This is a genomic window from Prevotella sp. ICM33, assembly GCF_000517825.1.
GTDB lineage: Bacteria > Bacteroidota > Bacteroidia > Bacteroidales > Bacteroidaceae > Prevotella > Prevotella melaninogenica.
Genome location: NZ_JACD01000063.1, coordinates 20,398 through 46,380 on the forward strand (window position 1 = coordinate 20,398; position 25,983 = coordinate 46,380).

The following is a 25,983-nucleotide window of genomic DNA, read 5'->3' on the forward strand; positions in this document are numbered from 1 at the left end:
TAAGATAATGAAACGGAATATTCTTCTTTTTATATGCTTAGCAACAAGTATCCTACTTCTATTTGGACTGAACCTTACAACTGGTTCTGTTCAGATACCCTTTGCTGATGTATTAGATATTCTGTGTGGTCGTTTTACAGGAAAAGAAAGCTGGGAATATATTATTTTAGAGAACCGACTCCCTCAAACACTCACTGCCATACTTTGTGGAGCATCGTTGTCAGTTTGTGGTTTAATGCTTCAAACAGCCTTTCGCAATCCTTTAGCAGGTCCAGATGTATTTGGTATCAGTTCTGGTGCAGGCTTAGGTGTTGCCTTGGTGATGCTATTGTTGGGTGGGACTGTCTCTACTTCTATCTTTACTGTTTCAGGCTTTCTTGCCATTCTTACCGCAGCTTTCGCTGGAGCAATCGCTGTAACAGCACTCATCTTGTTCCTTTCCACTTTAGTACGCAACAGTGTTTTATTACTGATAGTGGGTATCATGGTGGGATATGTTTCTTCTTCCGCTGTTTCTCTTTTGAATTTCTTTGCATCGGAAGAAGGCGTGAAAAGCTATATGGTATGGGGAATGGGTAATTTTGGAGCTGTATCAATGAATCATATCCCTCTTTTTTCTATTCTCTGTTTAATAGGTATTATAGCTTCTTTTTTATTGGTAAAGCCACTGAACATCCTACTCTTAGGACCACAATATGCAGAGAGTTTAGGAATTAGCACACGCCAGATTCGCAATATACTATTAGTAGTCGTAGGTCTGCTAACAGCCATCACAACCGCTTTCTGTGGTCCTATTTCATTTATCGGGTTAGCTATTCCACATATAGCACGCCTCTTATTCCGTACTGAGAATCATCAGATACTTCTTCCAGGAACAGTGTTGAGCGGTGCTGTAATCGCTTTACTTTGCAACTTTATTTGTTATCTTCCTGGCGAGTCAGGTATAATCCCACTTAATGCTGTCACCCCACTCATCGGCGCCCCCGTTATCATTTACGTGATTATTCAGCGTAGGTAATTGTCAACCTATCAGATATTAGTAAAAAGTTATTTTTACTCTTCCCTTGTATTAATTCCATTATCATGCTTGTTGCTTTCAACTATTTTTCTTAACTTTGCACACAAATTAACCCAAAAACTAAAACTACGGCGATATATGATGTGGCGTAATAGCCACGACCGTATCATAATCAGAGGTGCATTTAAGCATATAAGATTGGTAACTCGTAGTAGGATAATAGTAGAAAATTAAGCCATTCAAATTAGATGAACAAGAAGGAAAAATCAGAACGTAGTCTGTACGTTAAGCCAGAATGTAATTTGTTGAATACAAATATAGAATCAATTTTGCAAAGCGCCAGTGGTAACGCTGGTCGTATTAACCCTGGTCAAGGTGCTGGCGATGCAAAACAATCACCTTTCTGGGAAGATGAAGATGTAGTGGGTGTAAGTAATAATTGGAGTGAATAAGTTATTTACATATAAGATTAACCACACTTAACGAGTAAGAAATAAATAGAGATATGAAGATTAAAACTATACGTTTGATATTATCATGGGTAGGTTGCGCATTGACAGGTGCTGCATTAATTACCAGTTGCTCAAATGAAGATATATTGCAAGGCTCACAGGAAACACGTAGCAATGTTGAGGATTCTATAACATTCAGTGGTATTTCTCAAGAGAGTGCTGCAACGCGTACAATTATTTACGACCACACGAAGGGGGGCGGTGCTTCTGTTATCTGGAAAGAAACTGATAACATTCTCGTGAAAGATAATTCTGGGCAGTGGCGCCAGAGTGCTACAGCTACATTCCCTATTGCATCAAAGAAGTCGAATGCATTATTTAAACTTGCTGGTAGATATACCGGAACGACCCATGATGTAGTTTATACGAACAAGGCTTTGAAAGGTTCACAGCCACAAGTGGAGATTAAGAACAAACAAACACAGTCTGCTCCAAACAACTTCGACCACGCTGGTGAGTCGGGTGACTGTGGTATTGCAACCGCTACAAAGATGGGTAATGATTATAAATTTACCCTTGAACATAAGGCTTCTTACATCTGTCTTATCCCTCGTTCAAGTAATGCTTACGTGAATCGTAGTAAGATTATAAAGATTGAAATATCATCAGAGGATAACATTGCTGGTGTTTACAACATTGCAACAGACGGTACACTCTCACTTGCTTCTGGCGGTTCAAAGACCATCACACTTACAACTGGAAGTGGTTTTGATATTGACAATACTGCTGCTGACATGAGTAAGAACGCATCTTACGCAGTGATTGCTCCAGGAACACACAACCTTCGTATTCGTTATTGGCTCCGTAACACAACAGATAATCCTAAAGGCTCTATTGATGGTACTGTAACCAAGTATGTTACACTTACTTTTGTTCCGGGTTCAATACATGACATTACTGCAAATCTTAATATCAACGACTTTGGCGGTACAAACTATTATCTCTGGGATGCAAAGAAGAACTTCTGGGATGGACATGAATGGAACAGTGCTGACCCATGGCAACCAACGAAATTCTTGACTACAAGTAGTCAAAATTATCCACTACCTGGAAGCGATAGTTATAATCGCCCTCGTACAGCAACAGGACGTTTTGATGCTACAACCGCTCATTTTGCAGCTCTCCCTAATGCCAATGAGATGGCATGGTATGTGCTGAAGGGTGATCCGCATTATGATGCTGATGAGCTTTGGTCAACAATGGGCTATCTCTATAAGGGTGGTATGTGGTTTAAGAAGAAAGCAAATATTGCTGGATTCACTGACAGTCATCATCCAGATAACGCTTCGACTGATTTGCGTGACACTTATACGAGAGTTGCAAAAGCGGCTTCGCAGCAACTCCCTGTTATCACAGAGATGAACCAATATTTCTACCTTCCTTTCTTAGGCTATTATAGCACTGGTAATAATAACTATAAGTTCCAATCTGCTGGTGTCACAGGTTATTACTGGACATCAAGTGCTGTACCTTCAAATCAAACGGGTAGCTATGCCCTAACAATTAATAAGGGTCTTGCTGCTTTACAAGACAATTCTCCTTCTAATGGTATGATTATTCAGCCATTCGAGTAAGCTTTATAATTGAGAATATAGAAAGAGTTAAGCCAACAACCTTTATGTCGTACAACTTAAGCTACGATATTAGAGGTTATTGGCTTAACTCTTTTTTGAATGATATGGTTATTTTCAAATTACTTTAGTTCTCTCGAAACATCAATAATAAACTAATGCTATTATATAATAAGACATACAGGACAACGCTAAGTTTGCAACAAGAAACGTAAGTTGCTCTGTTTTACCTTTCTAAGCTCTTAACGCAAGTGGCAAAGCTTATCACCCTCTAACGTTTGAAGACGCTTTTTGTCCTAATTTTTCACATTTTGAGTTTATAAAGACCACCAAACAGCTTACAAACAACGCCCTTTTGACTTGCAAAAGATGCCCTTTAAGCCCCTTAGTAACGCCCTTTTGAACCCTTACAAAGCACCTATTGGAACCCATCTTTACAACTATTTGATAACAAATAACTTACGAAGGCTCTTAAACAACTCGTTTTTTCACCCATCCCCCACGTTTACTTTGCATATTTTGTCAATATATTTTGAGGAGTGGTGGATGGGGAGTAGTGGGTGTTGAGTGGTGGGTGTTAATGATTTCTATAAAGTTCATTGTAAATCCACACATCATCATCACCCAACATTCAATCTCTCATATCATCAACATTCAACATTCATCACCCAACATCCAACACCCATCACCCAACATTCAACCCCACACATCATCAACACCCATCACCCATCACCCAACACCCAACATTCAACCCCATTAATTTCATAATCTCGTTTTTTTTATGTAAGTTTGCGGTAAAATAGGTAAGGGGTGAGAGGTGTTAGCTGATAGGTGTTGATGATTACTATAATCTACACACCATCAACACCCAACACCCAACACCCAACACCCAACACCCAACAATATTATGAACATGAAACAGAATCTTAAAAATGTTGTGCTTGCCGCAGGACTTGCCTGCACAGCACTTACAGGTCAGGCACAGAAAGCAAGACCTAAGACCACACAGACGGTCAGCAATTCGCTTATGAAACAGAGTACGCTACCTTTCAACGCCCCTGATTTCAGCCGTATCAAGGGTGAAGACTATCTCCCTGCTATCAAAGCGGCTATCGCTGAGCAGAGAGCTGAGATAAAGAAGATTACGGACAATAAACAGAAACCTACCTTCGCTAATACTATCTTGGCTTACGAGCGGAGCGGAAAGGACTTGGAACGTATCTCAAACATCTTCTATGCGCTGGTATCTGCTGACAAGACACCTGAGATTGAGAAGGCACAGGGAAGTATCGTACCACTGATGACGGAGTTTGAGAATGAGGTTAAGTTTAATCAGAAGTTCTTCCAGCGCATCAAGTATGTCTATGACCATGAGTACAAGACGCTCAAGGGCGAAGACAAGAAGTTATTAGAGGTGGTTTACAAGGACTTCACCCATGCCGGTGCCTTGCTTCCAAAAGAGAAGATGGCACGTATGCAGGAAATCAACAAGGAGTTGGCAAAGCTTCAGCAGGAGTTTGGCGATATGCTTCCTAAGGCTGCCAATGAGGCAACAGTATGGGTCAGCGACGTGAAGGAATTAGCAGGACTCAGCGAGACAGATATTGCTCAGTGTAAGAAAGATGCTGAGAGCCGTGGAGGTAAGGCACCTTACTGTATCGTGATTACGAATACCACTCAGCAGCCTATCCTTGCAAGTCTTGAAAACCGTGGCTTACGTGAGCGTGTCTACAACGCTTCTATTCATCGTACAGACGGCACTGGTGCTTACAATACCTTCCCTGTCATCGTGAAGATAGCTCGCCTGCGTGCGGAGAAGGCTCAGCTAATGGGTTACAAGAACTATGCTTCTTACTCGCTATCAAAGACGATGGCAAAGAATACGGATAACGTCTATGCCTTCTTGCATCAGATGATTGAGGCTTACAAACCTAAGTCGGAGGCTCAGACAAAGGCTATCGAGGAGTATGCTCAGAAGACGGAGGGTGCTGACTTCCGCCTCCAGCCTTACGACCGCTTCTATTATTCGGCTAAGATGAAGAAGGATCAGTACAGTTTCTCAGATGATGATGTGAAGCCTTACTTCAATCTTGATTCCGTACTCGTGAACGGTATCTTCTATGCGGCTCACCGTGTCTACGGACTTAGCTTCCGCGAGCGTAAGGATATTCCTACTTATCACAAGGATATGAAGGTGTTTGACGTGATAGATGCTGACGGTAAGCAGTTGGCGCTGTTCTACTGTGATTACTTCCGCCGTCCAACAAAGCGTGGTGGTGCGTGGATGAGTGCCTTCCTCAAGCAGAGTGGTGACCGTCAGCAGAAACCGCTCATCTACAACGTATGTAACTATGCCAAGGCTCCAGAAGGTCAGCCAACGCTCCTTACTTGGGATGAGACTCAGACGATGTTCCACGAATTCGGACACGCCCTGCACGGTATGCTTTCTAATTGTAAGTATAACACGTTGAGTGGTACTGCAGTATCACGTGATTTCGTGGAGATGCCTTCACAGTTTAATGAGTCGTTCGCAAGCATACCAGAGGTGTTCAACCACTATGCACGCCATTACAAGACCAACGAACCGATGCCAGATGCCCTGCGTGAGAAGATGTTGGGTTCGCTCAACTTCCTTTCAGCTTACGCATTAGGCGAGAACCTTGCTGCTACCTCTGTGGATTTAGCTTGGCATTGCCTCTCACCATCTGAGGTTCCGACAGCCGAAGAGGCACCAGCCTTCGAGAAGAAGGTGCTGGCTGATATGGGTCTGTTGAACAATCAGATTCCTCCACGTTACTCTACTTCTTACTTCAACCATATTTGGGGTGGTGGATATGCAGCTGGTTATTACAGCTATCTGTGGAGTGAGGTATTAGCCGCAAACATTGCTGATTACTTCGAGGCTCACGGTGCACTGACACGTAAGGTGGGTGATGACTTCCGTCAGAAGATTCTCTCACGTGGAAATACCCGCGACCTTATGACTATCTTCTCTGACTTCACTGGCCTGAAAGCACCTGATACCAAGGGATTGCTGAAGGCAAGGGGGATGTAAAGTCTCAACCAACTCAAGCCTCACCCCCCCGCCCCCTCTCCTGCAGAGAGGGGGAGTGATTACCGTCACTTGCCAAAAAAATACAGCAATGAAAAGCAAAACACAATCAAAAGGACATATCACTCCCCTCTACGGGGGACGGATAAGGGAGAGAGGCCGCTTCTTCTTTTTCTTTCTTCTCTCTCTTCTAATCCTCAACTTTAGCATAAAGGGCTATTGGAAAATAAAACCCTATTCATTCCAAAGCTATTTCAAAGATGTATGGGAGATCTGTCACGAAAAGGGGTATAACGAAGACTACTGCATCCTCGTAGACTTTTCGCGCCCATCGGGTGAGGACCGAATGGCTATCATCGACCTGAAGACGTTGTCCGTACTCGACACTGGTCCCTGTGCACATGGCAAAGGAAAGGGAAATAGTGCATGGAAACCAAGTTTCTCAAACAAAGAGGGGAGCAAATGCTCGAGCCTCGGAGCTTTCAAGATTGCAGAGGAAGGCTATTCCACTACTGTCGGGTTGCGTTTTGCTCTTGATGGGTTGGATGCATCAAACAGCAATGCAAGACGAAGAAACATCCTCATCCATAGTTCCCGATACGTGGGTATTATGCACCATCTCACATCTTATCTCCCACTCTCCGATGCTTCGTGGGGATGCTTCACTACAAGCCCTGCTATGCTGAAGAAAATCGAAGCCCTTTGTGACAAGAGCAAGAAGCCTATCCTGCTTTATGCATATAAATAATCTTGACGAACAAAAAGATTATAATGGAACTGAACCTGAAAAGAACCCTGACTTGTATAATCCTGACTGTGCTCACCACTCTCAGCACACATGCGCAGACCTTATGCGTCATTGACGGCACTCCCCTTCCCGACTCCCTCCTGCACGTCACCATCGACGAGATGCGGTCGGATTCGGCCAAAGAGATTGTGGCAAAAAGACTGGGACTTATTCCGCCCTACGCCATCGAATCCATACAGACTTTTTCGGCAGATGAACAAATAAAGCAAGCTAAGAATATTACGTTCTGTAAAACGCCAAGAGATATTGTTATCATAAGAACCAACTCCTTTGCAGAACTTCAATGGGTAATAAACGGAAAACTAAGGAAACCACGCAAAAAGCTGACGATCATTGATTATAAGCTTACTCCCCAACGTATCATGGAAGCTTTGCCAAGGCGTATTAAACCCACGGACATAGGCTCTGTCAACATCATTACTTATATAAACGATCCACGACAAGAAAAACATCCAACCATCGTGATTAAGACAAGACACACTGCCCCTTCCAAAAACAAGAAGCACTGATTCTTCCAAGAAAACAAAGGGCACTGACCGAAAAAGCAATGGAAGGGAAGTAGTCAGATTCCACAAAGATAAGACATAAAACAGTATCTGAAAGATGATTAGACAAACACCATACAGCAAGGAAAACGAGCATAAGAACAATAGCGAACCCTCAGCAAATAGGGCTCTCCCCCCTTCGGGGGAGCTGGAGGGGGCTGGACCTTCTTCCTTTATCTCCCACTCCCTTTCTCTTCCCCTCCAAAGCGTTTCTGCAGTTCTCACCTTACTTGATGAGGGCTGTACGATTCCTTTCATCTCCCGTTATCGTAAGGAGCGGACAGGGAACCTTGATGAGGTCCAGATAACCAATATCAGCGAACTCAATGATCGTTTGAAGGAACTCGGCAAGCGTAAGGAAACCATCCTCAAGACTATCCGAGAGCAAGAGAAACTTACACCAGAATTAGAAGCAAGAATCCGAGCTTGTATGGATTCCACAGAGTTGGAAGATATCTACCTACCCTATAAACCCAAACGCCGTACACGCGCGCAGATTGCACGTGAACACGGATTGGAGCCATTGGCGTTGGCGATAATGGAGGAAGCCCAAAAACCTACAGCCCCCTCCGACTCCCCCGAAAGGAGGGGAGGAGCCCCACCCAACCTCCCCGAAAGGGGAGGAGTGCCTATGCGCACACGAGAGAATAAGGGCACTTTGAATCTTCCCCAACACCTCAGCAAAGTATTTGCAAGTTTGTCTCCTCCCCTTTCGGGGAGGTCGGGTGGGGCTTTGGCTTTGGACATCATTGCCGAGATTGTCTCCGAGAACCAGCAAGCACGCAATACTGTCCGCACAGCTTATCAGCGTGGGGCTGTCATCACATCGAAGGTAATCAAGAAGATGAAAGATACCGAGGAGGCGCAGAAGTTCGCTGATTACTTCAACTTCTCCGAACCTCTCCGCCGTTGCAATAGCCACCGACTGCTTGCTATGCGTCGTGGCGAGGCACAGGGCATCCTGCGTGTAAGCATCACGATTGACGGTGAAGAATGTATCGCACGCCTCACCCGTCAGTTTGTACGTGGACACGGAATCTGTCAGACCCTCGTCAACCAAGCCGTTGAAGACTCCTTCAAACGTCTTATCAATCCGAGCATTGAGAACGAATTTGCTACCTTGAGTAAGGAGCGTGCCGACGAAGAGGCTATCAAAGTCTTTACCGAAAACCTCCGCCAGCTTCTCCTCTCTCCCCCACTCGGTCAGAAGCGTGTCCTCGCCCTCGACCCTGGTTTTGCCAACGGATGTAAGATTGCTTGCCTTGACGAACAAGGTAACCTCCTTCATCACGAGATTATCTATCCGCATCCACCACGCAATCAGGTAAGACAAGCCACGGAAGCCCTCCAGAGGATGATACGCACATATAAGATTGAGGCGATCGCCATTGGTAATGGTACGGCAAGCAGGGAAAGTAAGGAGTTTGTAGGAAACAGCCTCACCCCCCAGCCCCCTCTCCGAAGGGAGAGGGGGAGAGAAGCCCCCTCCAGCTCCCCCGAAGGGGGGAGAGTGCCTATGCGCACACGAGAGGATAAGGGCACTTTAAATCTTTCCCAACACCTCAGCGAAGTATCTGCAAGATTGTCTCCTCCCCTTTCGGGGAGGTCGGGTGGGGCTTCATCCATCTTCCTCGTCTCCGAAGATGGTGCCTCCATATATTCTGCTTCTCCAGTGGCTCGCGAAGAGTTCCCCAACGAGGATGTGACCACACGTGGAGCCATATCTATCGGTAGACGACTGATGGACCCACTCGCTGAACTCGTGAAGATTGACCCGAAGAGCATCGGTGTTGGACAATACCAGCACGATGTCGACCAATCAAAACTTAAGCATTCACTCGACCAGACAGTGATGAGTTGTGTCAATCAGGTGGGAGTCAACCTCAATACGGCTTCCCTCCACTTGCTCACCTACGTCAGCGGACTCGGTCCTGCCCTTGCCCGCAATATCATTGATTACCGACGTGAGCACGGTCCTTTCACCTCACGTGCCCAGCTCAAGAAGGTGAAGCGTCTGGGTGATATTGCCTTCCAGCAGTGCGCAGGCTTCCTCCGTATTCCCAATGCCAAGAACCCACTCGATAACTCCGCCGTTCACCCCGAGAGCTATCACATCGTTGAGCAAATGGCGAAGGACTTGAAATGTACGATAAAGGATCTCATTGGCAATAAGAAACTCTTGGCAGAAATTGATATCAAAAGGTACCTCACCCCAACCAGCCTCGCCCCCCTTACCCCCTCTCCTTCAGAGAGGGGGAGAGAAGCCTCCCCCAACCCCTCCGAAAGGAGGGGAGGAGTGCCTATACACACACAAAAGGGTGAATATTCAACCCTTCCCCAACACCTCAGCAATGTATCTGCAAGTTTGTCTCCCCTCCCTTCGGAGGGGTCGGGGGAGGCTCCTCTCCACCCTTCGGGGAGGTCGGGTGGGGCTCCTACTCTCCGCGACATCCTCACCGAGCTTGAGAAGCCTGGGCGCGATCCCCGTGGAGAGGTTGAAGTCTTTGAATTCGACAAGAATGTCCACACCCTCAACGACCTCATCGTAGGAATGGAACTCCCCGGTATCGTGACAAACATCACCAACTTCGGAGCCTTCGTCGACATCGGTGTCCATCAAGACGGACTCGTCCACATCTCACAACTCTCCGACCGCTTCGTCACCGACCCCACACAAGTCCTCCGCCTTCATCAACACGTCCGTGTCCGTGTCGTTGAAGTCGATATGCGTCGCAAACGTATCGCATTGAGTATGAAGAATATCAAACAATAAAAATATATGAATCAGACTAAGAAAATCCTTGCCTACTTAGGTTGTATCGCGTTTACCGCCTTAGGCGTATGGCTCCTTACCGTAGAAGACCCCACCACAACTTATCCACTATGGACAATAAGAGTTGCTGGCATCCTCTCCATCATCTTCTTTGGTGGCGGCGGTTTGTTTATGGCTTATAAAAAGGTAAAACTTCTCATAAACCATAAGAAAGAAATAGAATTTACCGATAGAGGTATCTCTATCTGCGGAGCTAAGGAAGTATTATGGAACGAGATTGCCGACTTCTCCCTAATACGTTTTAAAGGTAACAGGTTGATAACCATTCAGATGAAAGACCCTGAAAAGATTATCGCAAACGAATCTTCATGGATAAAACGCAAGACTATGGAGTATAACCTCAAGACTATCAACGCCCTTTACTCCTTCCCTGCCTATATGATGGATGGGCGAGCTGAAGAAGCACTTACGCTCTGCAAGCTGAACTTGGCAAAACATAAATAATATAACAAATAACCCTATTTAAGCCCTCCTCCCTTTGGGAGGGATTGGAGGTGAGTATTAAGCTATGCATGACATTATTGGAGGCTTTATAGGCTTAACATTGGTTCATATAGGTGCTGCACTTCGCTTCGTCTATCATCGCTTTATTATCAGAGATAATTATAGTTATCATTCCTTGATAACTGAATCACCAGTATTTGATTGCTTCAAAGAATCATACAAAGAACAATTCAAGAGATGGAAGCAGAGACAAATTCAACGTAATCAAGCATATGATATAGACCTGAATGAGGAACAACAACAAACACTCGAAATGTTTCTCAAAGAGGGTAGAAGTAAGAAAGAGATAATACAAGGTATGATTGAAACTGGCGAATTAAAGCTAATAGATGTTGACATTTACCCTCGTAATCCCAAATACTTTTCCAATCGTGTCCTTGATGGTATCATAGGTTTATGCTTCCTTATCATATTAATCCTCATTATTCATTACATTTAAATCAGGTGAATATGAGCGATAGCCTCTTATTTAAGTTTCTTTCTATACAATCATTGGGTAATCTCAATCAACGAAGCTTTATATCTTCCTTTCGGAATTCTATCTATCACCGCCTCTTTATATCCAGTAGGTAGAAGTCCACCTGGAAGCCATAGCACATTCGCTCCGACTTCGTTACCCGACGGCATCCTCAACCTGAGTTTCTTTGGCTTGGGGATGTCAATCCTTACTAATACCCGATGTTTCCACGCACCTGCAGGGATTCCCAATTCATGTTCGATGCGTGACAAGTCGCCATGACTTCTCATCAATACACTATCCATCTCCGATTTCATCATGATAAACTGACTATTATCAGCCTTACCGATAGAGTCGCCATGATATCGTTCTAACAATTCTTTCGAAACGATACACGATGCACCTGCCTTAAAATTCTTCAGATGTCGCCTTATATATCTTCGTTTCAAATAGGTTTCGGGTGCAGGTCGTTTACCCTTAGGAATCATCAGTATGCCCTTTCTCGACATACCCCTACGAAAGTATTTGTCAATAAGACTTACAGTATCAGCACGATAAGGACTCTTAAGCTGCCCATCAACTTTCTGCCCAAAATTATCCGACAACAAAGAATCCTGCTTCGTCAGACACCTCGCAGTCTCTTTCGTTATCACATATTGCGCATGTGCCCCCTGCCCCACTCCTACAACGAGCAGCAGAACCAAAACTATGTAATGGATTAGCCTCACCCCCAACCCCTCTCCGAACCAACGGTCACTGACCGAAGGGAAGTAAAGGAGAGAGGGGAGTAAATAGCGAGATACCCCTATGTTCAGGGACTTCTTCCTTGTTTTTTTCATTTTACCACAGAATCATCTAATTATATAGGGATAACGCGCTGTTTACTCCCCCTCTTTTACTCTCTTCGGGCAATTACCATTGATTCAGAGAGCTCAAGAGTAGCTACCATAGGGATATCTCGGTGTCTACTCCCCTCCCTTTGGGGGAGGGGCAAGGGGGAGGGGCTGCTTGTAGTGTTCTGGTGTGTTGCTGTTGTTATGCTGAAAAAGCTGCCACCCTTTCAGGCGACAGCTTCCATTCCGTTATAACGAGTGCCCACGTTCGTGAGCGTCATTAATTTACTTTACCTTGTCAACAATAGCCTTAAAAGCTTCCTGATTGTTAACAGCGAGGTCAGCGAGCACCTTACGGTTGATCTCGATACCAGCCTTGTGCAATGCACCCATCAACTGGCTGTAGCTCATATCATAAAGACGAGCAGCAGCGTTGATACGCTGAATCCACAATGCGCGGAAGTTACGCTTCTTGTTACGACGGTCACGATAAGCATAAGTCAAACCCTTCTCATAGGTATTCTTTGCTACCGTCCAAACATTTTTACGGGCACCATAGTAACCCTTAGTCTGCTTCAGAATTCTTGTTCTCTTTGCTTTTGAAGCAACATGATTGACTGATCTTGGCATAGTTTTTCTTTCCTTTTAATTTGTTTGACTAATGAATTAACGAAGTCTGAGCAAGTCGCGTACCTGCTTCAAGTTTGTACCATCCACGAGCGTCTGGTGAACAAGATTTCTCTTCTGTTTCTTTGTCTTCTTAGTCAGAATGTGACTGTGGTAAGCGTGATGACGTTTAATCTTACCAGTACCGGTGAACGTGAATCTCTTCTTTGCGCCGGAATTTGTCTTCTGTTTTGGCATTTTTGTAAAATTTAAAATTGTTATTTATATTCATCTGTGGCAACGTATATACCAGGACGTTACGCACAGGTTGCCCATGTCGCCCCTCATAACGAGGAGACACCCAACGGGCGTTAGTCAATATTCAGTTTCTTCAATGCGTCAGCACCATTCTTAGCGTTGGCAAACAAACCGCCATCCGTCTTTGGCTCCTCGCTGACGCCCTCAGCTCCTGCCTTTGCGCCAGCCTCTGCCTCCTCACGGTCGCGCTTCTGCTGACTCTTCTTGGCAACACCTGCCTTCTTAGGTGCAAGATAGAGGAACATCTTCTTGCCTTCGAGCTTCGGAAGCTGCTCTACCTTTGCGAGCTCCTCAAGATCGTTGGCGAAACGAAGCAATAACACCTCGCCCTGCTCCTTAAACAGAATCGAACGACCACGGAAGAACACGTATGCGCGTACCTTATTACCTGCATTGAGGAACTCCTGCGCATGCTTGAGCTTAAACTTATAGTCGTGCTCATCCGTCTGAGGACCGAAACGAATCTCCTTCACCTCCTGCTTAACCTGCTTCTGCTTCATCTCCTTCTGATGCTTCTTCTGCTGGTAGAGGAACTTAGAATAGTCGATGATACGACAAACTGGTGGCTGTGCATTAGGAGAAATCTCCACAAGGTCAACTCCCTCTTTCTGAGCCAATTCCAACGCCTTTCGCGTAGGCATAACCTCAGCTCCATCATCACTTACCACACGTACTTCCCGAACGCGAATCTGCTCGTTCACGCGGTACTTCATTTTCATTTTGTCATTCTTCATTCAACTATTTTAATGTGTTTAAATTCGCTAAACGCGTGCAAAGTTACTATTTTCCAACCGATTATCCAAGCGTTTTAGTTATATTTTTCACATAAAGAGGAAAATAAAGCCCCACCCAACCTCCCCGAAGGGGGAGGAGTGCAGATAGCAAGTTATAATCAAGAATAAATAATTATTCGAACGAAGTTCTCATCAGTACGTCATAATTATGATTACCGAAATAACTCAAGAGGTAAACGCAAATCATAAAGTTAACTGCGAATTATGCGAATTGCACGAATTACTTCGCAATAATGATTCGTGACATTAGTGCCATTCGTAGTGCTAATCAAAAAGTTCAAAGGGAAAAGAGTTCAATGCTCAAAGTTCAAAGGGGAAAGAGTTCACAAATAAAAAGCGGCACCCACTAAAGGATGCCGCATAAGGGATTCTCCTCCCCCCTTAATTAGAAGAGAAGAGAGACCACAAGGGTCATTAATATGTTAGCCTCTAAAGCGAAGGACTTCCAACTTCTGTTCTCCCCCTGCAAATAAGTGATTATCATTCCACTATATACCCAACATTATAGGGATGTCGCGGTATTCACTCCCCTCCCTACGGGGGAGGGGCAAGGGGGAGGGGCTGCTTGTTGCGAGTTGTTATTTTTTTTCTAATCCAACCCCTTCAGCTGTTCAGCTACCTCGTTGTTGATACGCTCTGCGAAGGCTTCCATTGTCATAGTAGCCTGCTCGCCACCACCCTGCTGGCGCATTGACACAAGACCCTCGGCTGCCTCTTTCTCGCCAACGATAACCATGTAAGGAACACGCTTGAGCTCGTTGTCGCGAATCTTACGACCAATCTTCTCGTTGCGGTCGTCCATGATTGAACGTACGTCGTGAGCATCGAAGTAAGCCTTCACCTTCTGAGCATAGTCGTTATACTTCTCAGAGATTGGGAGGATGGCAACCTGATCAGGTGTCAACCAGAGTGGGAAGTGACCTGCGGTGTGCTCGATGAGAACGGCAGTGAAACGCTCGAGTGAACCGAATGGTGCACGGTGAACCATCACTGGTGTCTTCTTAGAGTTGTCCTCTGCTGTATATTCGAGTTTGAAGCGGTTAGGGAGGTTATAGTCTACCTGAATAGTACCGAGCTGCCAACGACGACCGATAGCATCCTTCACCATGAAGTCGAGTTTAGGACCATAGAATGCTGCCTCACCAAGCTCTACACGAGCGTTGAGACCCTTCTCTGCGCATGCTTCCTTAATGGCTGCTTCGCTCTCTTCCCATACCTCGTCAGAGCCGATATACTTCTCCTTATCCTCTGGGTCGCGGAGGGAAATTTGTGCCTCGTAGTTATCGAAACCGAAGGTCTTGAACACCTTGAGGATGATGTCGATATTGTTCTCAAACTCTGCCTTTACCTGATCAGGACGTACGAAGATATGCGCATCGTCCTGCGTGAAGGTGCGAACACGTGTAAGTCCATGAAGCTCACCACTCTTCTCGTAGCGGAATACGGTTCCAAACTCTGCGATACGCAGTGGAAGATCTTTGTAAGAACGTGGTTTGTAAGCGTAAATCTCACAGTGGTGAGGACAGTTCATTGGCTTGAGCATATACTCCTCGTCCTCCTCTGGTGTGTGGATTGGCTGGAACGCATCCTTGCCGTAGTGGGCATAGTGACCAGAAGTTACGTAGAGATTCTTACCACCGATTCCTGGTGTGATAACCTCTTGATAGTTGTAAGGACGGAGGAGACGACGCAAGAGCTCCTGCAGGCGCAAGCGCAACTGTGTTCCCTTTGGCAACCAGATAGGAAGGCCCTTACCGACACGGTCAGAGAACATAAAGAGTTCCATTTCCTTACCAATCTTTCTATGGTCGCGCTTCTTAGCCTCTTCGAGCATCTCGAGGTATTCGTCGAGCATCTTCTTCTTAGGGAAGGTGATACCATAGATACGTGTCATCTGCTCACGCTTAGCATCTCCACGCCAAAAAGCTCCAGCAACGCTGGTTATCTTGACAGCCTTGATAGCACCTGTAGAAACGAGGTGCGGACCACGACAAAGGTCGGTGAAGTTACCCTGCGAATATGTTGAGATAGTGCCATCCTCGAGGTCCTCTACGATGTGCTCCACCTTGTATTCCTGTCCATCGGCAGTAAACTCCTTAACAGCATCCGCCTTAGAGACATCATGACGAACGACCTGCTCGTTCTTCTTAGCAAGTTCGCGCATCTTCTCTTCAATCTTTGGGAAGTCATTCTCAGAGATTGTCTGACCCTCTGCAGGCATCACGTCATAGAAGAAACCATTCTCAACAGCTGGTCCGAATCCGAACTGAATGCCTGGGTAAAGCTCCTGCAAAGCCTCAGCGAGGAGGTGGGCAGAAGTGTGCCAGAAGGTGTGCTTACCTTCTTCGTCATCGAACTTGTAAAGTGCGATGGTAGCGTCCTCATTGATAGGACGGTTGAGTTCTGTTGTTTCGCCATTTACACCGCAAGATACAACGTCACGGGCGAGAGCCGGCGAAATGCTCTCGGCGATTTGAAAACCAGTTACGCCCTGCTCGTATTCACGAACGGAACCGTCTGGGAAAGTGATTTTAACCATACTACAAATTAGTTTTATAAATCAAATATGTGGCAAAGGTAATACTTTTAATTCAGAATTCATAATTCATAATCCAAATAAAATTCATAATTCACAATTCAGAATTCATAATTGTGATTACTTTTATAATTCAGAATTCATAATTCACAATTCAGAATTATGATTAGCGATGTAGCTTAGGGGTTAAACGTAAATCAAAAAGTTAACTACGAATTACGCGAATGACACGAATTACTTAGCAATAATGATTCGTGACATTAGTGCCATTCGTAGTGCTAATCAAAAAGTTAACTGCGAATTACGCGAATGACACGAATTACATCGCAATAATGTTAGCGTAATTAGAGAAATTCGTAGTCACAAATCATAAAGTTCAAAGTTCAAACCTCAAAGTTCAAAGGTAATAGTTCAAAGGTAATAGTACAAATCATAAAGTTCAAAGTTCAATGCTCAAAGGTCAAAGGATAGATGAAGTTCAAAGCTTCAACGGACGCTTGTCATCACTTTCAATGCGAAGACTCGGTAGCTTGTAAAATTGCGAAGCATTAGGTTTCATGGGCTGTTGCTTTGGCTTCCTACCCGCTACGATGTCGGCACGAAGTTGGGTGGCAGCATCGAAGGTCTTCCATCGCTTAAGGATATAATCAAGTTGCTGAAGAGCAGCCTTGCTGTCACCCACTTGATAGAGACAATAAGCACGATTAAACCAATAGTCGCGATTGTCGGGGGTTATATCAAGGGCATGAGAAAAGGCTACGATAGCACTGTCGTAACGCTCCACATGGATATTAGACATACCATAAAGTTCGTAGATATCAGCAATATAGGGCTGTAAAGTCAAAGCACGGCGACAATCATCACCAGCACCCTTATAGTCTTCAAGGTGATACTTTGACAATGCCATCAAATACCAAGCCTCGTATAGATTTGGTTTGAGGGCAACGATACGGGAGAAAATCTGCATGGAAGTAACGTAGTATCCCTGATCAAGCGTCCGCCTCCCCTCCTCCATCATCTTCTTGACGTTGTATTGGGCTGCTGACGGTAATGCCAATAGGCAAAGCAAGGATACTACGATACCACGCAACATAGGCTTACTTACGTGGAGCCTTCACACGATAGTGGCAGCGAACTTTTCCCTGCAGAAGGGCTTTGAGCTTGCTGGTAATCATCTGCTTGCGGAATGCCGAGAGACGATCAGTGAAGACACGACCTTCGAGGTGATCAAACTCATGCTGGATAACTCGAGCAAGATAGCCTTCAATCCACTCCTCATGCTCAACGAGATTCTCGTCATACCACTTTACGTAGACGCGCTTTGCACGTGTCACACTCTCGTGAACACCTGGCAGAGAGAGACATCCCTCTTCCAAGGTCTCCGTCTCAGAGTCATCATACTCAAGGATGTGACCATTGATGAATGCATGACGATAGTCTTTATACTCAGGGAAGGTGTCTGAGAGCACATCCAAGTCGACAACAACGACACGGATAGACTTACCAATCTGTGGCGCTGCCAAACCAACACCATCGCTGGCGGTGTTGGTCTCAAACATATTTTGTATCAGCTCTTGGAGGTCGGGATAATCGAGGGGGATATCCTCGGCTACCTTTCGCAACACTGGCTGACCATATGTGTAAATGGGTAATACCATATTCTTTTCTTTCTTTTAAACTTAATAGGTGTCCAACAAGTTTAATCATCAAATAGCGCAAAGCTCTATCAGCTTAATAATCAAACGGCTCAAGGCTTTACGAGTCTGATTTCCAAACGTTTCGAAGCTTAACAAACATAAGCTTCAAATGGATTAAAGCCCCTTGGACCTCATATAATCTTGCAGGATAATTGTTGCCGAAATCTCGTCAACAAGTCCCTTATCTTCACGGCGGGTCTTCTTCTTAACCCCACCCGCAATCATTGCTTGATGAGCGATAACCGACGTAAAGCGCTCGTCATAATAATCAATAGGCAACTCTGGGTGTGCCTTGTGCCAACGATTGACAAATTGCTCCACACGAGCGAGGTTCTCACTCGGCTGACCATTGGGCTGTATAGGTTTGCCAATGACAAGCTGGCTGACCGCTTCCTTTGCGATATACTGGTTCAAAAACTCAAAAAGTTCAGACGTAGGAACAGTCGCCAACCCATTGGCGATGATGCACAATGGGTCGGTGACTGCTAATCCTGTACGTTTTTTACCGTAATCTATCGCTAAAATTCTGCTCATTTATCGAGAGAGCAACCAAGCATCAGCGTAAGTAGCACGGAGCTGATTGCGGCTCTGAACAGCTGAAGCCTTGCTGTCATAAGTAGAAGCAACAACGCGATACATATTGTTACCAGCATTGTAAGCAACCTGAGCATCGTAGCCAGCATTCTTCAAACGCTGCTGCAAGCCCTCAGCATTAGACTTAACGCCGAATGAACCAACAACTACGCTGTAAGCCTTCAAACCAGAACCATTTACAACAGAAACAGTCTCGCGGCGTACTGGCTCATTGTCGTAATTATCAACAACGGGAGCCTGCGTAACTGGCTGAGTCTCTACTGGAGCTACAACAGCGTCCTGCTGAGTTGCGTTGTCATCAGTATTTGTGGTAGTATTCTGCTCCTGAGACTTAGCCTTCTCGTAAGCCTTCTTGTATGCACTCTCGCTTGACTTACAGCCAGTGAAAGCCATTGCCACACACATAGCTGCGCCCAAAACCATAAATTTCTTCATAATCCCTTAGTTTTTATTGATTATACTATTAATTTACTATGTAATTATCGTGCGAAGTTACAAAATAAGAAGCAGAAGTAAGAAAGCAGCGTCAATAAAGTTTGTTAAATAAACTATTTGTAAGATTTTTAACACAAAAATACTTCCTATCTATTGCTAATATGCAAAACTTTAGCTATATTTGCCATTGATAAAGAAAGAACTATTCATTAACAATAAAAAATAAGAGATTATGAAGACATTAGGTTATGTTTGCGCATTCCTCTGTGGTAGCATCACAGGCGCAGCTCTCGGACTTCTTTTGGCTCCAGAGAAGGGTACAGACACACGTTCAAAGATTTCTGATGCTGTTGACGATTTCTGCAAGAAGCATGATATCAAGCTCAGCCGTAAGGAAGCTGAGGATTTCGTTGAGGATATCAAGGATGCAGCTTCAGACGCTATCTAAATTATAGAGGATGTTCTCAAACGATAAGAACGTAGAAACAATAGCACAACTCGTAGAGGTGCTAAAGCATTATATCGGGCTTCAGTCAGAGTACATGAAGCTCGATGTAATTGAAAAGGTCGTGCGATTACTGACCGTGATTACAATCATAGTTGTCTTCTGCACTATCTTATTAATATCCCTAATTTATCTCTCCTTTGCTGCAGCCTTTGCATTGCAGTCATTGGTGGGCTCACTTATTTGGGCTTTCCTCATTGTTGGTGGTGGCTATTTGCTGCTGCTCATCTTCTTTATCTTACTGCGTCACAGACTTATTGAACGCCCATTGGTAAGATTCTTGGGAAGTCTCTTAATGTCAAAATAAGCTTATGACTGAACAGACCACTCACTTTGGAACCAATTATAGGTCGCTGAACGACATACTTTTGCGCAAGGCGCAGCTGCGTACAGACTTGACCAAGGATAGCAACAAGATTGCGGGGTTGTGGAATGAGCTTATGCATAAGCCGAAAGACAAGAACACACCTACCCAGCGTTTCTCTGGTGCATTCAATGTTGGTGCGAATGTATTGGATGGACTTATCCTTACGTGGAAACTCTATCGTATGTTTGGTGGTAAGCATGCATCAGGACCCTTTAATAATAAGTTCAGCTTATTCAAAAAGAAAAAGAAATAAGCAAGGAGGCAGCTAAATAAGTGGTGGAAACTTCCTGCTGATAAGCATTATTTCTATTACTAATAAGCATTATCACTATTATTAAAATGAGAGAAAGCACGTCTTTCACCCTCTAAAATTACTTGCTTTCTGCAACTTTTACGAGCGATAATAAAAGTCTCGTTCATACAAAAGCAGAGACAATGAAGACGTCTTTGTCCTGTTTTTTCATATCTTCGTTTTCAATCTACGCTCTTTTGCACATGAAAAGATGCCTTATAGCACTTCTAAAGGGCGTTAATTGAAGTCTTACTAACGCCCTTTAAGAACCTTATTAAGCACCTTTACACACGCCATTTTACAACTATCTGATTATCTTTTAGTTACCAAGGCGGAAGAAAAGCTCCTTTTCTTAGCTTTTACTTACACAGGCCTTGAATTTATGTAAACTTTTTTCCGAGTATAAACATTCTTATTCCCTACGTAAGATTTAACTGCAAACTATAAGTAGACTCTGTGTACTTTATAATATTAGAGCTTAGTTTATCGAATTGAAGAATTCTATTATTTCAAATACTTCTTCAAACGCTTTTCAAGAAGCATATAATGTGCTTTTAAATCAGGAGAAGAAACACGTGGAATGGTTGTTTCTAACAAAGAAAGCAACTTCTGCGCATACTCTAATTGGAATTCAGAAGTGCGGTTGACAGTTGTTCCCCACAAAGGTTCTGGCTCACCATAACCATTACCGAAGTTAAGAAAATGAGTATCATCACCTAAACTTCGCTGTCTGTCTGCCAAATAACAACATTCCGCATGCTCTTTTCCAGCCTCGTTCCTTCGTAACATATTCGTAATAACACTATTTACAGAAGTCGAAGGTATCTGAAGATTATGAACATTAGGTGCTTGCTTCATATCAGAAACACCCTCTTGCAATAAGTCGACATAGAGTCGTTGCATAGAGAGGTCAGCCACCGAAAGATTCTCTTTATTAGCAATCGTCTTGCCAAAGACATCTTGATAAACATCCTCCATATACTCAATTGGTGAGTAAGAGGTAGAGTCAAGATAATAAGAAATAGCAAGTTTTGACGTTGCCATCATAGCAAGCGACTGCACATCACGAGCTAAAATCTTAAAAGGCTTGTTTGCTCCGAATGGTAGTTTCTTCTCAATCGTATCGTTACCTAATGTCGCAAACGTGCGTGCTTGCTTCAGAAGCCATTGCACAGACTCTTTTTGCTTAGTCTTAGGCACAACCTTATAGCGTGGTAAGCCCGACTTCTCGCTTGTTTGATAGAGGTAGATACCAGGAACATTAATACTAACATTACGTACATAATGCATAGCTTGAGACAGCACCTCATTATATAACTCAGCCTTACGACTATCGCCATCCTCATCACCAATCCAATGATCAAGGTTCTTGAGAATCATTCGAAGATTATCCATACCATAGGTAGACGACTTTACAGGATCGTCACCGAGGTCTTCCTCAATAGCAGAAGGGTCATACTTCGTTCCCGTTTGCTGTAAGCCATAACGATAGAAAGGGTCGCCTTCATGCTTTTCAGCCAACAAACGCAGCTGTTTCGCATCATCCTCAAACCCCTTCGAACCAGGGAAAAGTTTATAAGCCCACTCAACAGCATAGTAGTCATAGACACCAAGATGCGGTGGAGTAAGTTTAACGCCGTAGTCAGTAGGTTGTGCAACATAATTAAAACGTGCATAATCCATGATGGAAGCCGTTGTACCATACTTTTGCGTGAAGGCAGGAGAACGCAGCGAGTCGGTTGGAAGTGCTGCAGATGCTGCCATATTGTGCATAAATCCAAGCGTATGACCAATCTCGTGGGCAATAATATACTCGAGTGTCTCCTCTATAATACTGTCAGGCATCTGCGCTGCACGTGCACGAGGGTCAATCTGTGCCGTCTGAACAAATCGCCAGTTGTTAATCGTGTTTACAACATCATTATAAACAAGGACGGTAGCATTGATTACTTCTCCTGTGCGAGGGTCGGTCCACGAAGGTCCCATAGCATTCTCAACGTCAGTAGGTAAGTATCTGATACAAGAATACTTGAAGTTATCTGGATCGAAATTAGGGTCGTTCTCAGGGAAGTCTGCCACCTGCATGACATTCTTAAACCCAATACGTTCGAAAGCCTTATTCCACCATAGAACACCAGCTTTGATAGCTCGTTTCCAAAGTGGAGGGAATGTATTCTCTACATAATAGACGATTGGCTTTGTTGGTTCGCAGAGTTCGCCCGCAAAGTAGGCAGCTGTATCCTTCGGTACAAGTCGCCAACGCTTAACGAATGTAGCTTTATCAATTGACCCGTCCTTCTTAAGAACATCCTTATTCATAAGAAACATTCCCACACGTGTATCACTCAAACGAGGTGTCATCAAGTCATTTGGTAACAGTGCTAACGTAAAGTTTACGCCAATCGTTACGGGATAGTTGGTGATAGGCGAACCTTTCTTACCAGAGAGACTAATGATGTAATGCCTATCCATACCGACACAGGCATTCTCATCGAAGACTTTTAGTTTCGTCACTCTTGTAAGATTATCTTTCAAAGATGAGTTTACAGTGTACGACCCTACATTCTTAGCAATCACTGGGAAGAAGCGATTCTCCTTTAGAATAAAGGACGAAGCATCGAACAGCACGGCTCCGGTGGAGTCGTTATGTGCCTTAATAGGGAATGAAAAGAAATCAAGATTATCATAATTCAGCCTTGCAGCAAGCGTAGCTGAGGGCTGATTCTTTGGCACAAACAAGTCGGTATTTACCACCTGCATTACCACAGAACTATCTTTCTCTATGAAGCGTACATGCACTAAGTTGGAATTCTTAAAGCCTAAGTCGCCCATCTTAGGATTTGACACTGACGAAATGGTTACACCAATAATCATGTCGCGACCCAAAGACTGCTTCGGAAGCTCCATCAATATACGTCCGTCAGTCTTATGAAACGAGACAAAGCTACCACGCACCGACTCCGTTAATTGCTCGGTGAGGGCACGCTCGTAAGCCGATTTCTTTTCTGTTTGTGTGCTCTGCGCCTTCTTCTTACGTTTTGAAAACGGGAAAGCCGCTCCCGATGTAGCCACCATAGCGAAGAGAAGCAGAAGTAATAGTATGCGACGCATTAACTGATTAGCTATTAATGAATATTTCATTGACCATCCTCCAAAGCTTTGTTCACCTTAAAGAGCAACATAGAATAATGTGAGTGCGCATCAGGTGAGAGGTTTGCTTTGACACACTTCTCCAACATTGGCTTAAGCTTCAACAGTGAAGTGTAGAAGTAAATAGCCGAGCCGTCTAACAAAGCAGCATCAACTGTTGGTGCGAGGGAGGCTGTAGGGTTACCATAGGCAGTGCTACTCGTCTGACTACCGTTAACCGATGTAGACTGAAGTGCCGCTGGACCATTACCACCCTGCTTGTTAGCCTTGTCGATAACCGCACGTGAATACGTTAGATAAGCACGTTGTAACACTCGCTCCTCCTGAGATGGAGCCTTACACAATTGTGCACTTTGGAAGAGTGAAGAGAAAAGGTCGTCGAAATATTCTTTCTGACTATAACTCTGTGATGACAGATGTGATGCCACTGCCAAGCGTGTACGAACACCAAAGAGGTCATATCCAATAAACTCTAAGAGCTGGTCGTAATAGCTTATAGCCATGAATCCCTTACGCTCAAAGCTTGGGTTAGCATATTGCTTAAAATGCTTTGCCTGATTTAAGCACCATAACATCGCCTGACGCTGACGCGCTTTAGGTACCACCTCATAGCGAGGAACACCCGATGTTACTTTCATATCGTTTAAGAAGATACCACCAACATTGCTCAACACACGTTTGAAGAAAGCATATCTCTGCTGAGAGATTGCCAAATATAACTTCTCTTTGATGCGACTATCTTCATCGTCTTTCACCCAGTTATAAAGGTTGTTTTCAACGATTTGCATATTACGCAATCCATATTCGCTTGCCTTAATCGCATCACTACCCAATGCACCTTCTTGTACACGTGGGTCCCAAATCAATGAAGAGGTTCGGAAGAAACGATAACGAGGATTCTGTACACGCTTATCAACCATCTTCTCAAGTGCATCGGTTTCAGCACTTAAACTTGTCTTTGATGGGTCGAAATAACGATAAGCCCATTCGATAGCATGCTTGTCATACTGTCCAACATTCTCTGGCATATAAACAACACCCTTATCACTTGGCTGAGCAACATAGTTAAAAGGTGTATTAGCCATTATTGATGCAGCAAGATTGTTGGCATGTGTGAATGTGCTATTACGAAGTGAGTCAACAGGATAGGAATACGAAGCTCCTATATTATCAAGCAAACCAAGGCTTCGCCCTACTTCGCATGCTACCATATACTTCAAACCCTGATTGAACTTGTCTTGTGGAAGATGAGAAGTACGCATTGTGGCATCTGATGCTGCTGAACCTAAGAATAACCAACGGTAAATCTGATCACCAACATTGGCTGGAACAAACACAGACGCATTGATGATTTCTCCTGTTTGTGGGTTCGCCAAGAAAGAAGATGTAACCTTCTCAGCAGTACTTGGTACGTATCGAATACAAGAATAGGCAATGTCGTCTGCATCGAAGTTACGGTCATTCTTTGGGAAGTCTAAGGCTTCAATAGCCTTTTGATAGCCCGCTTGTTCGAAGGCCTTATTCCAAAGTTCTACTCCTTGCTTTATCGCATTCTTCCATTCAACAGGGAAGGCATCATCAATATAAAAGCATATAGGCTTAACAGGCTTTGACAACTTACCTTGTTCGTAAGCCTTAAGATTCTGTGGAACGAGGTTCCAACGTTGTGCTATGAATGTTTGCTTGCTTTTTGCTATGTTATTATCGAAGGTGAGTTTAGATACAGAAGCTATACCAACACGCGAATCTGTTACGCGTTGGCGCATCTTACTATCTGGCAATAACGCTAAACTATAGGTAACACCTACGGTTGTTGGAATCTCACTGGCAACTGGTAAAGACATGAGTGAGGCAGTGAGTAGATAGTTGAAATCAACGTTTATTGTTATATTACGATCGAAACTCTTAATTGTTCTAACATAAGACATTTCGCTCTTAGGCGAAGCTGACAATGCTAAATCACCCGACTTCTTTGGAATAATGGGTAACATACTGTTAGGACGTGCCAAGAAATCTGTTGCATCTATCACAATAGCCGAACTATCATTGTTGTAAGCAGCAATCTTAAAGCCCATCAAGACTGGGTCACGATAGCTAATCTTCAAGGCTTCTTGCATCTCAGCGCTTGCACTACCGTCTGAATAAACCACACTGTTAGGTGTCTTCATAACCAAGCTACTGTCTTGCACTTCAAAGAAGAAATGCAAAGGAGTGAAGCTCTTTGTACCAATGGTCAGATAGGTTGGGTCTGTTGTTGAGGAGATACCACCACCCAACAACATCTCTTTATGCAAGTATTTAACAGGGACCTCCAAGTAGAGTTTCCCATCACTCTTATGTACAGTGATAAACTTACTACTTGCCGTTTCATTCTTCTTGTCCTTAAATAGTTTATCGTATTTTGTTTCCTTCTTAGCTTTTTTTTCTTCGTCGCCTTTTTTATCATCGGCAAAAGCCCTAACATTAACGCACAATAGTAATAAGCCTATTCCTATTGTGCGCAGTGTTACCATTATATTGTTTGTTTTCATGTCGGAATTATGGTTTGAATGTGGC

At 44.1% G+C, this 25,983-nt stretch carries 23 protein-coding genes and 1 pseudogene; 13 read left to right on the top strand and 11 right to left on the bottom strand.

The window, feature by feature from the left end:
* Positions 1 to 7: 7 nt before the first annotated feature.
* From HMPREF1505_RS07390 to HMPREF1505_RS07430, 10 genes and pseudogenes are all read left to right on the top strand, one after another.
* Entirely contained in the window at positions 8 to 1,018 is a 1,011-nt protein-coding gene (locus HMPREF1505_RS07390) for an iron ABC transporter permease (RefSeq protein ID WP_036924164.1), read from the top strand.
* Positions 1,019 to 1,266: 248 nt separating this feature from the next.
* Positions 1,267 to 1,470, top strand: coding sequence for a hypothetical protein (locus HMPREF1505_RS07395; protein WP_036924165.1), 204 nt, complete (start codon positions 1,267 to 1,269; stop codon positions 1,468 to 1,470).
* A gap of 53 nt (positions 1,471 to 1,523) precedes the next feature.
* Positions 1,524 to 3,104, top strand: coding sequence for a hypothetical protein (locus tag HMPREF1505_RS07400; RefSeq protein ID WP_036924169.1), 1,581 nt, complete (start codon positions 1,524 to 1,526; stop codon positions 3,102 to 3,104).
* 910 nt (positions 3,105 to 4,014) lie between these two features.
* Positions 4,015 to 6,156, top strand: coding sequence for a M3 family metallopeptidase (locus tag HMPREF1505_RS07405; RefSeq protein WP_036924256.1), 2,142 nt, complete (start codon positions 4,015 to 4,017; stop codon positions 6,154 to 6,156).
* Between the two features lie 88 nt (positions 6,157 to 6,244).
* Positions 6,245 to 6,901 carry a murein L,D-transpeptidase catalytic domain-containing protein gene (locus HMPREF1505_RS07410; RefSeq protein WP_036924172.1) on the top strand — a complete coding sequence of 219 codons (657 nt, stop codon included), beginning with the start codon at positions 6,245 to 6,247 and terminating at the stop codon, positions 6,899 to 6,901.
* A gap of 23 nt (positions 6,902 to 6,924) precedes the next feature.
* Positions 6,925 to 7,470: a 50S ribosomal protein L19 gene (locus tag HMPREF1505_RS07415; protein WP_036924176.1), complete on the top strand. Its 546-nt coding sequence runs from the start codon at positions 6,925 to 6,927 to the stop codon at positions 7,468 to 7,470.
* A 94-nt stretch (positions 7,471 to 7,564) separates the two neighbouring features.
* Positions 7,565 to 8,002 (top strand): annotated as a pseudogene (locus tag HMPREF1505_RS13730) (Tex-like N-terminal domain-containing protein); the annotation flags it as partial.
* 201 nt (positions 8,003 to 8,203) lie between these two features.
* Positions 8,204 to 10,279, top strand: a complete 2,076-nt coding sequence (locus HMPREF1505_RS07420; protein ID WP_369758972.1) for a helix-hairpin-helix domain-containing protein — start codon at positions 8,204 to 8,206, stop codon at positions 10,277 to 10,279.
* Between the two features lie 6 nt (positions 10,280 to 10,285).
* Positions 10,286 to 10,783: an STM3941 family protein gene (locus HMPREF1505_RS07425; RefSeq protein WP_036924179.1), complete on the top strand. Its 498-nt coding sequence runs from the start codon at positions 10,286 to 10,288 to the stop codon at positions 10,781 to 10,783.
* 64 nt (positions 10,784 to 10,847) lie between these two features.
* Positions 10,848 to 11,282 (top strand): hypothetical protein, encoded by a 435-nt coding sequence (locus tag HMPREF1505_RS07430; protein ID WP_036924182.1) that lies wholly within the window; start codon positions 10,848 to 10,850, stop codon positions 11,280 to 11,282.
* Positions 11,283 to 11,332: 50 nt separating this feature from the next.
* Here the strand turns inward: HMPREF1505_RS07430 and HMPREF1505_RS07435 are convergent, their stop codons facing one another.
* The 9 genes from HMPREF1505_RS07435 to HMPREF1505_RS07475 form a co-directional block, all read right to left on the bottom strand.
* On the bottom strand, positions 11,333 to 12,139 hold the full coding sequence (locus HMPREF1505_RS07435; protein WP_081722940.1) for a hypothetical protein: 807 nt from the start codon (positions 12,137 to 12,139) through the stop codon (positions 11,333 to 11,335).
* A gap of 279 nt (positions 12,140 to 12,418) precedes the next feature.
* Positions 12,419 to 12,763 (bottom strand): 50S ribosomal protein L20, encoded by a 345-nt coding sequence (gene rplT / locus HMPREF1505_RS07440; protein WP_004383393.1) that lies wholly within the window; start codon positions 12,761 to 12,763, stop codon positions 12,419 to 12,421.
* 36 nt (positions 12,764 to 12,799) lie between these two features.
* Positions 12,800 to 12,997 carry a 50S ribosomal protein L35 gene (gene rpmI, locus HMPREF1505_RS07445; protein WP_009436018.1) on the bottom strand — a complete coding sequence of 66 codons (198 nt, stop codon included), beginning with the start codon at positions 12,995 to 12,997 and terminating at the stop codon, positions 12,800 to 12,802.
* A gap of 113 nt (positions 12,998 to 13,110) precedes the next feature.
* Positions 13,111 to 13,791: a translation initiation factor IF-3 gene (gene infC / locus HMPREF1505_RS07450; protein ID WP_009436028.1), complete on the bottom strand. Its 681-nt coding sequence runs from the start codon at positions 13,789 to 13,791 to the stop codon at positions 13,111 to 13,113.
* 649 nt (positions 13,792 to 14,440) lie between these two features.
* On the bottom strand, positions 14,441 to 16,390 hold the full coding sequence (gene thrS / locus HMPREF1505_RS07455; protein WP_036924186.1) for a threonine--tRNA ligase: 1,950 nt from the start codon (positions 16,388 to 16,390) through the stop codon (positions 14,441 to 14,443).
* 475 nt (positions 16,391 to 16,865) lie between these two features.
* A complete protein-coding gene (locus HMPREF1505_RS07460; protein WP_036924188.1) occupies positions 16,866 to 17,480 on the bottom strand; it encodes a tetratricopeptide repeat protein in 615 nt (204 codons plus the stop codon).
* 4 nt (positions 17,481 to 17,484) lie between these two features.
* A complete protein-coding gene (gene def, locus HMPREF1505_RS07465; protein ID WP_036924191.1) occupies positions 17,485 to 18,045 on the bottom strand; it encodes a peptide deformylase in 561 nt (186 codons plus the stop codon).
* Between the two features lie 153 nt (positions 18,046 to 18,198).
* Positions 18,199 to 18,618 carry a Holliday junction resolvase RuvX gene (ruvX, locus tag HMPREF1505_RS07470; RefSeq protein WP_036924194.1) on the bottom strand — a complete coding sequence of 140 codons (420 nt, stop codon included), beginning with the start codon at positions 18,616 to 18,618 and terminating at the stop codon, positions 18,199 to 18,201.
* Positions 18,619 to 19,113, bottom strand: coding sequence for an SPOR domain-containing protein (locus HMPREF1505_RS07475; RefSeq protein ID WP_036924197.1), 495 nt, complete (start codon positions 19,111 to 19,113; stop codon positions 18,619 to 18,621).
* A 232-nt stretch (positions 19,114 to 19,345) separates the two neighbouring features.
* Between HMPREF1505_RS07475 and HMPREF1505_RS07480 the strand changes: the two genes are divergently transcribed.
* From HMPREF1505_RS07480 to HMPREF1505_RS07490, 3 genes are read left to right on the top strand one after another with little or no spacing between them, the layout of a single operon-like run.
* Positions 19,346 to 19,561, top strand: a complete 216-nt coding sequence (locus HMPREF1505_RS07480; RefSeq protein ID WP_004360299.1) for a YtxH domain-containing protein — start codon at positions 19,346 to 19,348, stop codon at positions 19,559 to 19,561.
* A 10-nt stretch (positions 19,562 to 19,571) separates the two neighbouring features.
* Positions 19,572 to 19,925, top strand: a complete 354-nt coding sequence (locus tag HMPREF1505_RS07485) for a phage holin family protein (protein WP_036924199.1) — start codon at positions 19,572 to 19,574, stop codon at positions 19,923 to 19,925.
* Positions 19,926 to 19,929: 4 nt separating this feature from the next.
* Positions 19,930 to 20,238: a hypothetical protein gene (locus HMPREF1505_RS07490; RefSeq protein ID WP_036924201.1), complete on the top strand. Its 309-nt coding sequence runs from the start codon at positions 19,930 to 19,932 to the stop codon at positions 20,236 to 20,238.
* 543 nt (positions 20,239 to 20,781) lie between these two features.
* Here the strand turns inward: HMPREF1505_RS07490 and HMPREF1505_RS07495 are convergent.
* Both HMPREF1505_RS07495 and HMPREF1505_RS07500 read right to left on the bottom strand, forming a co-directional pair.
* Complete coding sequence (locus HMPREF1505_RS07495) at positions 20,782 to 23,388, bottom strand: zinc-dependent metalloprotease (RefSeq protein ID WP_081722941.1); 2,607 nt, start codon at positions 23,386 to 23,388, stop codon at positions 20,782 to 20,784.
* A gap of 26 nt (positions 23,389 to 23,414) precedes the next feature.
* Positions 23,415 to 25,958: a zinc-dependent metalloprotease gene (locus tag HMPREF1505_RS07500; RefSeq protein ID WP_036924206.1), complete on the bottom strand. Its 2,544-nt coding sequence runs from the start codon at positions 25,956 to 25,958 to the stop codon at positions 23,415 to 23,417.
* Positions 25,959 to 25,983 lie beyond the last annotated feature (25 nt).